The 17,039-nt window shown below is 69.8% G+C and carries 5 protein-coding genes; all 5 read left to right on the top strand.

All coding sequences use genetic code 11. The features are described from left to right. Nucleotides 1-205 precede the first annotated feature (205 nt). Nucleotides 206-14,074: an amino acid adenylation domain-containing protein gene (locus ACFVHY_RS18105; RefSeq protein ID WP_390274348.1), complete on the top strand. Its 13,869-nt coding sequence runs from the start codon at nt 206-208 to the stop codon at nt 14,072-14,074. Beyond that, nucleotides 14,071-14,328, top strand: coding sequence for an MbtH family protein (locus tag ACFVHY_RS18100; protein ID WP_159371338.1), 258 nt, complete (start codon nt 14,071-14,073; stop codon nt 14,326-14,328). The genes ACFVHY_RS18105 and ACFVHY_RS18100 overlap by 4 nt, the downstream gene beginning before the upstream one ends. After that, nucleotides 14,306-15,565 carry an ABC transporter ATP-binding protein gene (locus ACFVHY_RS18095; RefSeq protein ID WP_390274346.1) on the top strand — a complete coding sequence of 420 codons (1,260 nt, stop codon included), beginning with the start codon at nt 14,306-14,308 and terminating at the stop codon, nt 15,563-15,565. The genes ACFVHY_RS18100 and ACFVHY_RS18095 overlap by 23 nt, the downstream gene beginning before the upstream one ends. Further along, nucleotides 15,555-16,337: an ABC transporter permease gene (locus ACFVHY_RS18090; RefSeq protein ID WP_390274343.1), complete on the top strand. Its 783-nt coding sequence runs from the start codon at nt 15,555-15,557 to the stop codon at nt 16,335-16,337. The genes ACFVHY_RS18095 and ACFVHY_RS18090 overlap by 11 nt, the downstream gene beginning before the upstream one ends. Before the next feature lie 91 nt (nt 16,338-16,428). Further along, entirely contained in the window at nt 16,429-17,037 is a 609-nt protein-coding gene (sigK, locus tag ACFVHY_RS18085; RefSeq protein WP_058252002.1) for an ECF RNA polymerase sigma factor SigK, read from the top strand. Nucleotides 17,038-17,039: the final 2 nt, after the last annotated feature.

The raw sequence follows: 17,039 nt of genomic DNA, 5'->3' as shown, positions 1-17,039 counted from the left end.
CGCCGGGGGTAACTCTCGGCTGCCGATCGTGAGCCGAACGATCACCATGCTCCCCGGCTCCGCAGTTCAGTCCGACAACCGCGGGCCTGACGGCGAGTCCTCGACTCCGGGCCACCCGCCCCGAGTTCGTGGACCGGAGTTCGAATCCCCACGCTCGATCCGGGTTCGACGCTGCCGTGCGGGCGCATTCACAGGGGAGGCACGCGTGACCACAGACGACGCGGTCCGGAACACCGTTGCTACCGACATCGACGCCGGCCTGACGATCCCGATGACCGCCGCACAACGCGGCATCTTCTACGCTCAGCAACTCGAGCCGGACGTGCCGATGACCATCGACGCGTACGTCGAGTTCCGCGGCGACACATCGGGTCCGCAGGCCGAGGACGGTGACGACCCCCTCGTCGACGTCGATCCGGACATCATGCAACGTGCGGTCACCCTGACCGAGCGGGAGACCGAAGCCCCACTGCTGCGGTTGATCCCGACCGACGACGGCGAACCGATGATGGTGCTCGACCGGTCGCAGGGAGTGGTACTCGGGCGACAGGACTTCTCCGACGCCGACGACCCGCGCGCGGCAGCGCTGGCCTGGATCGACCGCCGGCGAAGCGCGAGTTCGGACGTGTTCGAAGACCGCATCCTCGAGACCCACCTGCTCAAGATCGGTCCCGGGCACTCGATCTGGTACTGCCACGGTCACCACATCGGCTTCGACGGCTACGCGGCCATGTACATGATGTTGCGGGTCGCCTCGCACTACACCGCGATCGTGAACGGGACCCCGCCCCCGATCGCGGACACCGCGTCGATGGTCGACATCGCGGAGTTCGACCGTGAGTACCGCGCCTCCGCGAAGTTCGTCGAGGATCGCGAACACTGGGCGTCGCATCTGGCCGACATGCCCGAGATGACCACTCTCACCAGCCTTTCGGCCTCGGCGGCGCCGTTGTCGGACGTACGGTCGGCAGTGCTGGACGACACGCTCGTCGCGCGCATCCGCGATCTCGGCCGCACCCAGCGGGTCCGGCCCGCCTCGGTCATCACCGCCGCCGTCGCCGCCTACGTCGCGCGCTACACCGATCGCGACGAGGCGATGCTGAGCCTGCCGGTCGCCGCCCGCGATCGCGATGTCCTCCGTACCTCGGCGGGCCTGACCTCGAACGTCGTCCCGCTGCGCATCGCGCTCGACGACGACACCGCCACCCTGGCCGATCTGTTGAAGTCGGCCAATTCAGAGATCAAGGTCGCCGTCCGGCATCAGAAGTTCCGGCATGAGGACATCACCTCTCAGATCCTCGGTGCGGCCGGTGCGCGACGAGGATTCTTCGGACCGCTCGTCAACGTCATGCTCTTCTTCCAGCACATCGACTTCGGTCCGCTCAAGGGAGAATTGCACGTCCTGTCCACGGGCCCCATCGAGGACCTGTCGGTGAACGTCTACGACAGCCTCGACGGCGGGATGACCCTCGACCTCGAGGCGAACCCCAACATCTACCCGGCCGAGGAGATCACCACCCACCACCGGCGCCTGGTCGACTTCGTCACCGCCTTCGTCGGCGCGCCGGTCGAGACCAAGGTGTCGGACCTGCACGTTCTCACCTATGCCGAACGAGCCGAACTCCCCGAGCGCATGACCGGGGAGCAGGTCGAGCACGGCGACACCACCCTCGTCGACCTGCTCGACGACGCGGCCCGGGCCCACCCCGATGAGACCGCGATCACCGACGCACAGGACGGACACTCGCTCACCCACCGCGAGTTCGCCTGCGCCGCAACACAGATCGCATCCGCGCTCGTTCGTCGCGGGATCGGCCCCGAGAGCGTCGTCGGCGTTCAGCTGCCCCGCAGCACCGACCAGGTCGTGTCGTTGCACGGCGTCGTCCGGGCCGGTGCCGCGTTCCTGCCGATCGATCCGGCCGAACCGGCCGACCGGCTCGGTCACATCCTCGAGGTGGCCGCCCCCGACCTCGTCATCACCGAGTCGGTGCTCGCCGAACTGCGCGCCGACGACGATTCCGACGTAGCCGCACCGACGCCCCCGAGCCCCGACACGGCCGCCTATGTGCTGTTCACCTCCGGTTCCACCGGCAAGCCGAAGGGCGTGGTCATCACCCACCACGCCATCGTCAACCGCCTCGCGTGGATGCAGGCCCGCTACGAGCTCGCACCGGACGACCGGGTGCTGCAGAAGACCCCGTCCACCTTCGACGTGTCGGTCTGGGAGTTCTTCTGGCCGTTCACCACCGGCGCGGCACTCGTCGTCCCGACTGTCGACGGTCATCGCGACCCCTGGTATCTGCGTGACGTGATCGCCGAACACCGCGTCACGACACTGCATTTCGTGCCATCGATGCTCGCCGCCTTCACCGCGGCACTCGACGCCGACGATGCATCGGAGCTGACGAGCCTACGCCGCATCTTCACCAGCGGTGAGGCTCTGACTCCCGCGACGGTCGGTGCCGCCGCGTCGCTGACGTCCGCTCCGATCCACAACCTCTACGGCCCCACCGAGGCCGCGATCGACGTCACCCACCACGACCACTGTCGCGCCGACGTCCCGGTGATCCCGATCGGCTCCCCGGTGTGGAACACCGGTGTCCACGTGCTCGACCACCGCCTGCGGCCGCAACCGCCCGGCGCGATCGGCGAACTCTATCTCGGCGGCGTCCAGCTGGCCCGGGGCTATCGCAGCCGCGCGGACCTGACGGCATCGCGGTTCGTCGCCTCGCCCGCGGCGCCGGGCGAACGGCTCTACCGCACCGGCGATCTCGTCCGTCTGAACGCCGCCGGCGAGCTGGAATACCTCGGTCGCACCGACTCACAGGTCAAGATCCGCGGCCAGCGGGTCGAACTCGGCGAGATCGAGTCGACCCTCAGCCGGCTGGACGGCGTGACCGCCGCGGGCGTGGTCATCCGGGATGATCTGGTCGCCGGTGAGCCCACGATCGTCGGTTACGTCACCGGCACCGGACTCACCGACAAGGACCTGCGAGCCGAACTCCGAACCGCGCTACCGGATCACATGATCCCCACCGCGATCATGGTCCTCGACTCGCTGCCCACCACCGCCAACGGCAAGCTCGACCGCCGTGCGCTGCCTCGGCCCGACCTGCGGACCCACCGCGAGTTCGTCCGGGCCCGCACCGCGCTCGAACGCTTCGTCGTGGCGACCGTCGCCGATGTGCTCGACCTGCACGACGACACGTCCGACGAGGTGGCGAACGAGGCCCACGCCACGGCTCCGGCGTCGATTTCTCTAAGCGACAACTTCTTCGAGATCGGCGGGACGTCACTGTCAGCGACACGGATGGCCTCGCGGCTGTCCCGCGCCACCGGCCATCGGATCGGGATCCGTACGGTGTTCGACGCCGACGACCTCGCCGGCCTCGTCGCGGCCCTGTCCGACCTGGGCGTCGACACCGATGAGCCGGCCGTCGGCTCCGCCTCGGTCCCCTCCGACGACACCGCCGGGCGGACCGTCTCCGGAGCCGTGCCGCTGTCCCCGGCCCAGCATCGGCTGTGGCTCGCGACACGGCTGGACCCCGCGTCCTCGGCGACCTACAACATGCCGTTCACCGTCCGCTTCGTCGGCGCACTCGACACCGACGCACTCCGGACGGCCCTGGTCGACGTCGTCCGGCGACACGAGCCGCTGCGCAGCGTCGTCACCGAGATCGACGGTGTGGCGTGCATCTCCGCGATCGACCCGGACGCGGTCGACGTCGACCTGCCGGTCCTCGCGACCGGTGACGTCGCCCAGTGCGCGGACCGCGACTTCGCCTCGCTCCCCTTCGATCTGGCCGCCGAGATCCCCGTCCGTGCGCGCCTCGTCCGAACCGCCGACGACGATCATCGACTCACGATGGTCATCCATCACATCGCGGCCGACGGCTGGTCGCTGGCCCCCCTCGCCGGCGACCTGGCCACGGCCTACCGCGCCCGCCGCGACGGCATCGAGCCCGAATGGACGCAGCTGCCGGTCTCCTACTCGCAGACCAGCGCCGCACGTCACGCATGGCTCGACGAGAGTCCGCATGCCGCAGCCGAACTCGAGTTCTGGCGGGACACCCTCGACGGGGCGCCGGGCGAGACCGAGCTGCCCCTGGACCGTCCCCGAAGCCGGGATTCAGAGGTGACCGGCCGGTCCGGATCGTCGGTGACCTCTACCATCGGCCCCGACACCTACGGCGCGATCCGGACCATCGCTACCGAGGCCGACGCCACGGTCTTCATGGTGCTCCACGCCTCGGTGGCGGTCCTGCTCCGTTCCCTCGCGCAGTCCTCGGACGTCATCATCGGCACACCGGTGTCCGGACGCGGCGACGCCGACCTCGACGATCTCGTGGGCATGTTCGTCAACACGCTGGCGTTGCGCACCGTCGTCGACAAGGACCTGCCGTTCGCCGACCTGGTGGCAAGTGTCCGGGAAACCGATCTGAACGCGTTCGACAACGCCGACATGCCGTTCGACCGGCTGGTGACCGAACTGAACCCGGCCCGTTCGGGCAATGTCCACCCGTACTTCCAGGTGTCGATGGCCCTGGAGGACCGTTCCGCCATCCGGCTCGACTTCGCCGGGCTCTCGGCGACCGCATCCCGCGTGGACACCGGTCGCACCACCTTCGATCTGCAGTTCACGTTCACCGAGGTGCGCGGGGCGACCGGCGAGCCTGCCGGCCTCACACTCGAGATCGGTTACGCCACCGCTCTCTTCGACCGGGACACGGTGGCCGGACTGGGTTCGCGCCTGGTCCGCATGCTGGGGGCGGCGACCGCGGACCCGAGCGCCCCGATCGGCGACCTGCCGGTGCTCGACCTGCACGAGCGTCTCGATCTCGTCCCGGCCGTCGGCGAGGGCCGCCGTCCGGTCGAACACCTCACCCGGCTGCTGTCGGCGGCCGCGGAATCCTCGCCGCACCGCGTGGCGGTCACCGACGGCACCCGGTCGCTGACCTACCGTGAACTCGACGCGGCGTCGAACCGACTGGCACGGGCGCTCATCGACGGTGGTGCCGGACCTGAAAACCTTGTGGCCGTGGCACTTCCGCGCAGCGTCGAGTGGATTGTCACGATGTGGGCGATCGCCCGCACCGGAGCCGCCTGGCTCCCGGTCGATCCCGCGTATCCGTCCGGCCGCATCGAACACATGCTGACCGACTCGGGCGCACGACTGCTCGTCACCGATCGGTCGTCCGATCCCGGCGCCGGGCCCGCTCTGAGCACAGTTGTCCTCGACGACCCCGCGATCCGCGAATGGATCGAAGCCGAATCAACGGCGCCCATCGCGGACTCGGAGCGACGAGGCGTCCTCGACGTCGACCAGCCCGCCTACCTGATCTACACATCTGGGACCACCGGCACGCCCAAGGGCGTCGTTGTCAGCCACCGCGGACTCGCCGACTTCGGCGCGCAACAGGTCACGCAGTACGGGATCACGCCCACCAGTCGAACGATGCACATGGCGTCGCCGAGTTTCGATGCGTCGGTACTCGAGATCCTGATGGCGGTCTCGGCCGGGTCGACGATGCACATCGTTCCGCCGGGGATTGTCGGCGGCACCGAGCTCGCCGAGCTGATGCGCGATGCGCGGATCACGCACGCGTTCCTGACCCCGTCGGTGCTGACGACCATGTCCCCGGACGACGTCCCCGATCTCGAGGCACTCGTCATCGGCGGCGAACACCCGAACTCCGAGGTGGTCCGCACCTGGTCGACCGGCCCGAAGCTGTTCAACGCCTACGGTCCCACCGAGACCACCGTGGTGGCCGCGGTGTCGGCGCCGATCAGCCCCGACTACACGACGCTGACCATCGGCCGGCCCATCCGCGGCATCTCTGCGCTGGTCCTGGACGAGCGCCTGCGTCCGGTCGCCCCCGGCGCGATCGGCGAGTTGTACATCGCCGGTGAGCATCTCGCCCGCGGGTACCACGGCGTCCGACCGCTGACATCCAAGCGCTTCATCGCCAACCCCTACGGCGATCCCGGCGAGCGCATGTACCGAACCGGCGACCTCGTCCGGTGGACCTCCGATCACGAACTCGAGTTCCGCGGGCGGGCCGACCATCAGACCAAGATCCGCGGGCATCGCATCGAACTCGGTGAGATCGACGCCGCCCTGGTTGCCGACGAGTCGGTGCGGGCGGCGGTCACCACCACGCATGGCGAGGGCGACCGCGCCCATCTCGTGTCCTACGTGACCGTGACCGCGGGCGCCCACGGGCAGGCCGCCGCGGTGCGAGACCGATTGGCGCAGCGCCTGCCCCGGCACATGATCCCGTCGACGATCATCGAGCTCGACGAGATCCCCACGACCCCGATCGGCAAGGTCGACCTCCGGGCACTGCCCGCGCCGGAGCCGGGATCGGTGGACGGCGACGTGGCGTTCGTCGCGCCGCGCAACCCCCTGGAGCAGGCGGTCGCCGACCTGATCGCCGAGCGTCTCGAACTGGAGCCCGGCACCATCGGCCGCGACCACGACTTCTTCGACCTCGGCGGCAACTCGTTGCTGGCGACCCAGATCGTCGGCGCACTCGAGAATCTCACCGGGCGACGCATCCCCGTCCGTGAGGTCTTCGACCACTCCACCGTCGCCGGCATCGCCCGGCTCGGCGGCGCCGACGAGGGTGACACCGCCCTCGTCGAGGCGCGGACACTCGCCGACCTCCGGCACGATCCGGACAGCCCGGCGCGACCGGGACCCGCGCAGCAGCAGCTCTGGTTCCTCAACCAGCTCGCGAGCGGAGCCGACGCCGATCCGGGGCGAGTCGACTCCGACAACGGTTCGTCGACAGCCGATTACGCCATCGCCTTCGCGCTGGATCTCCGTGGCGATCTCGACGTGGACGCTCTGTCCGGCGCGCTCCGATACGCCGTCGACCGCCACGAGATGCTGCGCACCGTCTACCCCGAGCACGACGGGCGCCCCGGCCTGGACGTACGTCCCACCGACGAGGTGCAGACCGAACTCACCGTCGTCGAGACGACGTCGGCGGAGTGGCCGGCCCAGGCGCAGGCGCTGGCGCGTCGTCCGTTCGACCTGACCGTCGACGTACCGCTGCGCGTCGCGCTGCACCGGATCGACGGCGACACAGCGCATCACAAGCTGAGCCTCGTCATCCACCACATCGCGGCCGACGGTTGGTCGATGGTGCCGCTGCACCGCGACATCACCACCGCCTACGCCGAACTGCGGACGGCGGCCGAGAACGGCACCGAAGCCGCGGTCACCGCCGCTCCGCCGGCCCTGGACTATCGCGACTACCTGCGCTGGCAGGCCGATCACCTCGAGACCCGCACCGATCTGGCCGACCGGTGGCGACAGGACCTGGACGGGATCGATGTCGGTCCGATCCTCGTACCCGACGCGCCGAGCGGGTCCGCCCGCACGGCGAGCGTGGTCGAGGTCGACTTCGACGCCGAACTGCGCAACCGCCTCTCCGCACTGGGCGGCGGCCGGGCCACCGAATTCATGTGCGTGCATGCGGTGTTCGCCGCGCTGCTGCACCGGCTGAACGCCGACCCGCAAGTGCATGTCGCCGGTTCCGCGTCGGACATCGTGATCGGCACCCCCGTCGCCGGACGCGCCGATCCCCGGCTCGCCGACATCGTCGGCATGTTCGTGAACTCGGTCGTCCTCCGGACCCCGGTCGACGGGAGCCAGGGGTTCGCGGCCCTGCTCGACTCCGTCCGCAGCCGCGATCTGGACGCGCTGGCGGGCGCCGACATGCCGTTCGAGCAGATCGTCTCGATCCTCAATCCGCCTCGCACGGATCGGCATCCGATATTCCAGATCGCGCTGGCATTCGACGCCGGGGTCTCCGACACCCTCGAACCCGACCACACCAGGGTTGATCTGCCCGGTCTGCAGGTCGTCGCCGAGGAGATCGAGACCGCGGCCGCCCGGTTCGACCTCGAACTGCGAATCCGTAACGGGCGCGCGCGGTTCACCTATGCGACCGATGTCCACACGCATGACCGCGTCAGCGAACTGGCCCGGATGTTCGTCGATCTCGCACGCGCGGTCGCCGCGGATCCGTCGACACCTCTCGACGACCTGGCCGGGACGGCCGAGCTGGTGGACACCGTCGATTCGGCTGTGCGCGAACACCGCTCGATCGAGCCGAGGCATCTTGCCGACATCCTCGCCGACACCGTCATCGACCACTCCGATCGCATGGCGGTCGAGGACGGAGACCGCACGCTCACCTACGCCGAGATCGATCGGATCTCCGCGCGCTGGGCACTCACGCTGCGCGAACTCGGGGTCGGCACCGAGGACGTGGTCGCGATCGCCGTCGATCGCAGCCTGGAGTCGGTGGTCGCCACGTGGGCCGTGACGAAGGCGGGCGCGGCCGCGCTGCCGGTCGACATGCGTTACCCGGCCGAGCGGATCGCCCACATGATCGCCGATTCGGGCGCCATCCTGGGCATCAGCAGCTCCGACCACCGTCGCGATGTGCCGCACGACATCTGGTGGCTGACCCCGGAGGATCTGAGTACCGGCGAGCGCGCAGGCTTCCGACCCCCGGCCCGGCACCCGGACTCGATCGCCTACATCGTCTACACCTCCGGCTCCACCGGAAAACCGAAGGGCGTGAGCGTGTCCCATCGCGGCCTGGCCGCGTTCGCCCAGACCCAGCGGGAGCGGTACGAGGTCGGCCCCGGCGATCGCACCCTGCTGTTCGCCTCCCCCTCGTTCGACGCATCGATGCTGGAGTTCCTCCTCGCCGTCGAGTCCGGCGCGACGATGGTGGTGGCACCGACGACGATCTATGGCGGCGACGAACTCGTCGAGTTCCTCGACGAGCGCGAGGTCACCCACGCGTTCATCACGCCGTCGGCCCTCGCCGCCGCGGCACCCCATCCACTCCCCCACCTGAAGACCCTCGGCGTGGGCGGCGAGGCCAGCACCCCGGAACTGGTGGCGCGCTGGGGAACCGGCCGTCGCTACATCAACTCCTACGGGCCGACCGAGACGACCATCGTCGCGACGATGTCGGCGCCGCTGCACCCGGGTGAGCCGATCACCATCGGCACTCCGGTCCACGAGTGCACCGCACTCGTCCTCGACCACCGGTTGCGCCCGCTGCCCGACCACGTCCCCGGCGAGCTCTACCTCACCGGGCCGGGAGTGGCACGGGGCTACCTGGGACGGCGCAGCCTGACCTCCGGCCGGTTCGTGGCCTCCCCCGTCGGAAGCGGCGCCGTCATGTACCGCACCGGCGACATCGTGCACCGCGACGCCGACGGCGCGCTGACCTACCACGGTCGCAGTGACAACCAGGTGAAGGTCCGCGGTTTCCGCATCGAACTCGACGAGGTGAGTGCGGCACTGGCGGCCGTGGACGGAATCGACTTCGCCACCACCGTCGTCCGCGGCGAGAGCGCATCGGCCACCCTGGTCGGTTACGTGACGCGCTCCGCCGGGGCGGCCGGCGATCCCGAGTCCGCAGACGCCCCTGAAACACTGAACACCGCAAGGGTGTTGGAGTCGGTCCGCAGCCGCCTGCCGCGCCACATGGTCCCGTCCGCGATCGTCGTGCTGGACGAGATCCCGCTGACCGGCAACGGCAAGCTCGACCATCGGGCACTGCCGGAGCCGTCGGCGAGCAGCATGTCGTCCGTCGGTCGCGCACCGCGCGGTGATGCCGAGACCGCACTGGTCGGCATCGTCGCCGACGTGCTCGGCCTCGCCCGCGAGGAGATCGGAGCCACCGACGACTTCTTCCTGCTGGGTGGCACCTCGCTGCAGGCGACCACCCTGGTCAGTCGGATCAACCGCGTGTCGGCCGAGGGCCGCCTCCGCGTGCGGGACGTCTTCGACCACCCGACCGCCGAAGCCCTCGCGGACCTGATCAGCCTGCCGGCCGACTGGGCACCGACCGCGGAGTCCGACGAGTCGTCGGGTCGCCCGGTCCGACGGGAGACATTCCCGCTCGCGCCGGTCCAGCGCCGCCTGTGGTCGCTGGCGGCGGCCGACCCCGCGTCGACCGAGTACCTGATGCCTTTCGTCCTGCGACTGACCGGGGACATCGATCTCGCGGCCCTCCGCGGTGCACTCACCGATGTCGTCGCCCGGCATACCAGCCTGCGGACGGTCTTCGAGGCGGTCGACGGGACACCGACGGGCCGGGTGCTCGACGATCCCGCGGCCGTCGTCGGCCCGCTGACCCCCGTCGTCCCCGCGGACCCCGACGCGCTGATGAGCGAGATCGCGCGACTCGCATCGACGCCCATCGACCCGACCACCGAGGCGCCGCTGCGTGCCACGGTCGTCGCCGACCCCGGTGCGCGTGGCGAGACCGCGACGCACATCCTCCTGCTCGTCGTCCATCACATCGCCGCCGACGGCGCGTCGTTGCCGACCCTCGTCGGCGATCTGGCGCAGGCCTACCGAGAACGACGCGCCGGCCGCGCCGAGACCTGGGATGCGGCGGCTCTCGACTACCGCGACCACGCCGTCGAGAGTGCGACGGCGCCCGCGGCGACCGACGAGTTGGGATTCTGGACCGAACACCTCGCGGGTGCGCCCGCCGAGAGCACGGTGGAACCGGTCGGCGGCGGCAGACGCGGTTCGGGTGCCCGGTCGGTGAGTCTGCCGCTCCCGGCACACACCCGGGCCGGCCTGACCGCCTTCGCCCGCGAACAGTCGACGACGCCGTTCTCCGTCCTGCACACCGCACTGGCGATCCTGCTGCACCGTCTGGGTGTCGGCGATGACCTGGTCATCGGCAGTCCGGTCGACAACCGCACCGGTATGACCGGCGTCGACCGCGACTACAGCGGCGTGGTCGGCATGTTCGTCAACATGGTGCCGCTGCGCAGCCACCTGCACAGCGCGGAGACCGTCGCCGCACTCGTCCGCCGGACCCGCGACACCGACATCGACGCCCTCGATCACCGGGGGGTGCCCTTCGACGACATCGTGACCGCGCTCAATCCCGAACGCGCGCACGGTCGACACCCGCTCTTCCAGGTGGCGTTGTCGGTGCACGACTTCGCCGGTGGCGCGCCGACCCCGGTGGGCGGTGCGGATTCCCTCGCCGGGACCGCCGTTGCGATGGACGACGACCTGATGGCCGAGGTGGCCGAATTCGACTCCCTCGCAGCCAAGTTCGACCTGCAGTTCACCGTCACCGGCCTGGGCGCGACCGACTCCGACACCGACGCCGCGGTCCAGATCACCTACGACGCGGCGCGATACGGCCACGACGACGCCCAGATGCTGGGAACGCGGCTCATGCGCGTGTTGCGCGGCATGCTCGGCGACCCCGGGCGCGCGATCGGCGACATCCGCATCACCGACCCCCTCGAGGTGGCCGAGCGCACCCCCGCTCTCGGACCGCGCGGCAACGCACCGACGACGCTGGACGTGCTGATCGCCGATGCGGTGCGGCGGCACCCCGACGGGCTCGCCGCGATCGGGCAGCCCACCGCGGACGGCGAGGGCCCCGAGACTCTCACCTACGCCGAACTCGACGCCCGCTCGAACCGGCTGGCCCGGGTCCTCCTGGGCCGCGGGGTGGGGGCCTACTCGCGCTCGGACGACGAGCCGGGGACCGAGGGTCCCGACGTCCGGTCGTCCCGCGAACCGGTGGTCGCGATGGCGATCAGCCGTTCCATCGACTCCCTGGTGGCGATCTGGGCGATCGTGAAGGCCGGCGCCGCATACGTTCCCATCGACCCCGAGTATCCCGCCGACCGCATCGCGCACATGCTCGACGACAGCGGCGCGCAGCTGGTCGTGACGACCTCGTCGTCGTGGGAACGCATCGCGGAGAGCTCGGCCGGGAGCGAGGTACCGACCCTCGTCCTGGACGCCGCGTCGACCCGGACCCGCATGAAGCACTCCTCGCCGGCGCCGATCACCGACGCCGAGCGGGCGTCGACGATCCGCCCGGATCAGTTGGCGTACATCATCTACACGTCGGGATCGACCGGTAAGCCCAAGGGCGTCCTGGTCCCGCACAGCGGGTTGCGCGCGGTGCACGACGAACTCGCGGAACGGATGACCCCCGGACCCACGTCCCGCGTGTTGCACTTCGCCTCACCGAGTTTCGACGCCTCGGTGCTGGAGATGCTGCTCGCGCTGGCCGGTTCGTCGGCACTGACCATCGTCGAACCCCACGTCTACGGCGGTACCGCGCTCAGCGACGTGATCAGGACGCGCCAGGCGACGCATGCGTTCATCACCCCTGCCGCGGTCGCCAGCATGGATCCCGCCGCCGTGCCGTCACTTCGCGCACTCGCGGTCGGTGGCGAGGCCTACGGAACCGACCTCGTGCGGCGCTGGTCGCCCGGTCGCACGATGATCAACGTCTACGGACCCACCGAGACGACGATCATCACGACCGGCAGCCGGTCGCTGACCCCGAACACGCCGCTGACGATCGGCACGCCGAACAACGGCGTCGGCGCGCTCGTCCTCGACGATCGGCTGCATCCGGTGCCGCCCGGTGTCACCGGCGACCTGTACCTGACGGGCGTGCAGCTCACGCGCGGTTATCACCGTCGACCCGGCCTCACCGCGGTCCGGTTCGTCCCGGCTCCGATGGTCACCGGGCCCCGGTTCGCCGGCCAACGGATGTACCGCACCGGCGACCTGGTCCGCTGGACCGGCGACGGGCAGCTCCTCTACGTCGGCCGCAGCGATTCCCAGGTGCAGGTCCGCGGATTCCGCATCGAACTGGGTGAGATCGACGACGCGCTCGCCGCCGAACCCGACGTCGACTTCGCCGTGACACTCGTGGACGGCACCGGGGCCCAGGCGATCCTGCGCAGCTACGTGACAGCGACGCGCGGGCACGAACCCGATCCCGCCGACCTGCGGCGCCGGGTGGGACGACGGCTGCCGCGGCACATGGTGCCGGCGTCCGTCTCCGTGCTCGAGGACATCCCGCTGACCCCCACCGGCAAGCTCGACCGCGCGGCGCTGCCGACCCCGGCCGTCTCCGCCTCGGGCCGAGCGCCGGCGCCCGGGACCGAGGCGACCATCGCCCGCCTCTTCGCGGAGGTCCTCGAGGTCGACCTCGACGCCATCGGTGCCGACGACGGATTCTTCGACCTGGGTGGCAACTCCCTGATGGCCACCGCCGTGACCGGCAAGCTGAGCGAGCTCACCGGGCAGCATCTGGCGGCGCAGTCGTTGTTCGGGGCCCCGAGTCCCGCCGAACTCGCCGAGCTGCTCGACGGCGGGGAGCACTCCGACGGGGACACCGGACCGTCGGTCTCCGGTCTCGACACCCTCCTGCCGTTGCGCCGCACCGGCGACGACGCCGGAAGCGATGCTCCCGCACCGCTCTTCGTGGTCCACCCGGCGATCGGACTGTCCTGGAGCTTCACCTCCCTGCTGCCCCACCTGCCTGCCGACCGCGCGGTCTACGGCCTACAGCACCCGGCGTTCGCCGGTGATCCGTGCCCGCAGACGATCGCCGACCTCGCCCAGGTGTACGTGGCCAAGCTGCGCACGGTGTCACCGGAGGGGCCGTACCACCTGCTCGGGTGGTCGCTGGGCGGGTTGATCGCCCACGAGATGGCCGTGCAGCTCCAGGAGGCCGGCGAGACCGTCGAGCAACTCGTCGTGCTCGACAGTTACGTCGTCGCCGAACGGCCCGACCTCGACACCGAGGCGTCGATCGCAGAACTCATGCGCGAGTTCGGACTCGACGTCCCCGACGGTGGCGAGGAGGGCACCGAGCCCTCGGTCGCGGACGCGTTCCGCGTCATCTCCGCGGCGGGCGGCGCGCTCGGCGGCTTGTCCGAGGAGACGCTCACGACCGTCCACGAGGTGTTCCGCCACGCCTCGCCGCTGGCGCGGAACTGGCAACCTCGGGTCTTCGACGGCGACCTCACCTTCGTCACCGCGACCGTGGACGCGCACGACGGCCCGCCGGCGATCGCCGACTGGCGCACCAAGGCCACCGGTCGCGTCGTCGAGGTCCAGGCGACCAGCACCCACGCACGCATGTTGCTGCCGGAGAACGTCTCCGAGTGGCTGACCGCGATCGAATCAGGTCCGATCGAATCAGGCCCGGGCACACCGGGAATCGCAGCACAGGAAGAGGAATCATGACGAACCCGTTCGACGACACCGAGGGGACCTTCCGCGTCCTCGTCAATCACGAGAACCAGCATTCCTTGTGGCCGGACTTCGCCCCCGTCCCCGACGGTTGGACCGTCGTGTTCGGTCCGTCGGGTCACGACGAGTGCCTCGAGTACGTCGAGGAGAACTGGCGAGACATGAGGCCCGCCAGCCTGATCCGCGCGATGGAACGTTCGCAGAACAGTGAAAGGGAGGTCACACATGGGGCGGCACAGTATGGCTGACACGACGTCGGCCGAAACCACTCCGGGGACCACGGCGTCGCCGGCCGGTCCGGTCACGTCTTCCGGCGAGACATCCACCGATGGCGTCTCCCCCGCCCGCAACGCCCTCGAGCTGCGCGGCCTGCGAAAGACGTTCCGCACCGGGTTGTTCGGCCGGGGTCGCCGCGTCCATGCCCTCAACGGCCTGGACCTGACCGTGCCCGCCGGCACCGTCCACGCGTTGCTCGGCCCCAACGGAGCCGGCAAGACCACCACCGTCCGCGCGGTGGCGACGCTGATGAAGCCCGACGAGGGCAGCGTCGTGGTCGACGGCGTCGACGCCCTCGCCGATCCCGGCGCAGCCCGCAAGATCATCGGCGTGTCCGGGCAGTACGCCGCCGTCGACGGGAACCTGACCGGTTTCGAGAACCTGCGGATGGTCGGTCAGCTGTACGGACTCTCCCGGGGCGAGGCCTCGGCACGGGCGCGCGAACTGATCGCCGACCTCGCCCTGCAGGACGCCGCCGACCGCCCGATGCGTACCTACTCCGGCGGCATGCGCCGGCGGCTCGATCTCGCCGGCGCCCTGATCAACCGACCGTCTCTGGTCATCCTCGACGAACCGACGACGGGGCTGGATCCCCGTGGGCGACGCCAGATGTGGGAGGTCATCACCGAACAGGTCGCGAACGGCGCAACGGTCCTGCTCACGACGCAGTACCTGGAGGAGGCCGACGCCCTGGCCGACGAGATCACCGTCATCGACCACGGGACGATCCGGGCCCAGGGCAGTGCCGCCGACCTCAAGGCCTCCACCGGTGCGTCGATCCTCACCATCGAGGTGCGTTCGGACGGGACCGCTCACGACGAGCTGGTCGCCACGACCCTCGCCGAGGTCGGACTCGGCATGCCCGAACGACTCGACGAGTCGGACCGCCCCGACCCGGCACACACCGACAACTCACGGTGGTCCCTGCCGGTCGGCGACGGGAGCCGCAGCGCGGTCGCCGCCGTCCGGGCGCTCGACGCCGCCGGAATCGTCGTCGTCGACGCCACCGTCGCCACGCCGACCCTCGACGACGTGTTCCTGGCCCTCACCGAGCGGGACACGCCAGGCAGCGAAGGCGGCAGTGACCTCGGTGTCGAGACACCGGTCACGACCGATGCCGAGACCACCGTCATCCCGAGGTTGTCCGACGCAGATCCCGACCTCTCCCACGCCCCGACGACCAGATCGGACCGACTTCATGCTCACTGACACCGCAGTCCTGGTCGAGCGGAACCTGCTCACCGTCAAGCGAATTCCCACCTTGCTCATCGGCGCCACCATCCAGCCGCTGATGTTCGTGTTCCTGTTCGCCTACGTCTTCGGCGCGACCTTGGGCGGGGGTTCCTACCGAGAATTCCTGATGGCCGGCATCTTCACCCAGACCGTGGTCTTCAACGCGGCCTTCACCACGGTCGGCCTGGCGAACGACACCTCCGACGGCATCGTCGACCGGCTGCGGTCGCTGCCGATGTCCCGGCTGGGCGTCATCAGCGGACGTGTCACCTCGGACATGCTCCTGGGCGTCGTCGGCCTCGCGGTGATGGTCGCCTGCGGTCTGGCCATCGGCTGGCGGGTCCAGGGCAGTGCCGGCGACGCCGCCCTCGCCTTCGGCATCATCGGACTGTTCGCGCTCGCCATGGCGTGGGTGGGTGCGGTGACGGGTCTCGCCGCGCCGAATGTCGAAGCCGCGCAGAGCATCGGGTTCTTGTGGATGTTCCCGGTCACGTTCCTGTCGAGCGCGTTCATCTCCGCCCAGAGCCTGCCGGGTCCGCTGCGCGCGATCGCCGAGTGGAACCCGGTGACGGCAGTGGCGACCGCGTCCCGGCAGCTCTTCGGCAACGAGGCACCGCCGACCTTCCCCGAGGCCACCGGATGGGTCGCCGACCACGCGGTCGGATACTCGGTGGGATCGGCACTGGTCATACTGGCGGTGTGCATACCCGCCTCGCTCATCCTGTACCGCCGCGCCGCCAACCGGTGATCTGCAGGTCAGTGATCCATGAATTCGCGATCGGTAGCCCCGGGATCGACGATCACCCGAGAAATCCCTACGTCTTCGTTACCGTGGAACCGTGACACCGGACGATGGCAGCGCGGCCACCGACGCGCACCACGGACGCGGAGGCGAAGCACAGATGCTGCGGGAGTTGCTGGCCGCAGCCGCGACAGGCGACCGGACCGCGTTCTCCACGTTGTACGACCGCACGAGTTCACGGATCTACGGACTCGCGTTCCGCGTCGTGCGGGACCGTCAGTACGCGGAGGAGATCGTCCAGGAGGCGTACCTGCAGTACTGGCAGAAGGCCGGCGAGTACCAGCCCGGGCGCGGTTCGGTCATCACATGGATGATGACCATCGCCCACCGGCGGGCCGTCGACCGAGTCCGATCCGAGGAGCTGCAGCAACAGCGCATGTCGCAGTATGGAGCGGTCTCGGTGGAGACACCGCGGAACATACCGCTCGAGGTCGTTGTGCAGACCGACGAGGCGCGTACGCTACGAACATGTCTCGGCACGCTCACGGAACTGCAACGGAGCTGCATCGAGATGTCGTATTTCGGGGGCCTGACCTATCCCGAGGTCGCCCGGCACACCGATACCCCCTTGCCCACCATCAAATCTCGGATTCGAGATGGCCTGCGTCGGTTGAGAACCTGCCTGAGGACGCACGAGGACGCCTGATC

This window comes from Gordonia sp. NPDC127522, assembly GCF_042672305.1.
Classification (GTDB): domain Bacteria; phylum Actinomycetota; class Actinomycetes; order Mycobacteriales; family Mycobacteriaceae; genus Gordonia; species Gordonia hongkongensis.
Note: the sequence above shows the minus strand (reverse complement) of the source record. Positions and strands in the feature narration are given on the sequence as shown.